Source organism: Shewanella sp. 1180_01 (genome assembly GCF_052850535.1).
The window spans coordinates 1-435 of the sequence record NZ_VXCT01000192.1; the positions used below are offsets into that span (position 1 = coordinate 1).

The 435-nt window shown below is 48.3% G+C and carries 1 protein-coding gene; it reads left to right on the forward strand.

Annotation, left to right across the window (positions count from 1 at the left end):
• A partial coding sequence (locus FW758_RS24815; RefSeq protein WP_446446850.1) for a helix-turn-helix domain-containing protein occupies positions 1 to 435 on the forward strand: 435 nt, incomplete at both ends.

Consider the following 435-nt stretch of genomic DNA (forward strand, 5'->3'; position numbering starts at 1 on the left):
TGATAACGCCAATGACCAAGGCGAATGCTGGCCGAGTTACCAGAACATTGCAGAGCAGTGTGAGATAACCCGCCGCAGTGTAATGAACCACGTAAAAACGTTGGAGGACGACGGCTTTTTACGGCGCGAATATCGCAAGGGCGAGAAGGGTAACTCAACCAATATTTTCCACATTCGTTTTGAGCCGATGGCGCCAAAATGCAAGGGAGACGCCGCTGTATTAGGGGGTGAAGCAAATTCACTATCCCCCAATGGCGCAGATTTGCCCCCTAGTGAATGTGGTTCACTACCCCCTAGTGAAGCAAATTCACCCCCTAGTGAATATGGTTCACCAGCTAGTGAACGTGGTTCACCACCCCTAGTGAATCTGGTTCACCCAGAATCTATCAATCTTGAATCTATCAATGAATCTTTAAAAGACTCTTGTCCAGCAAC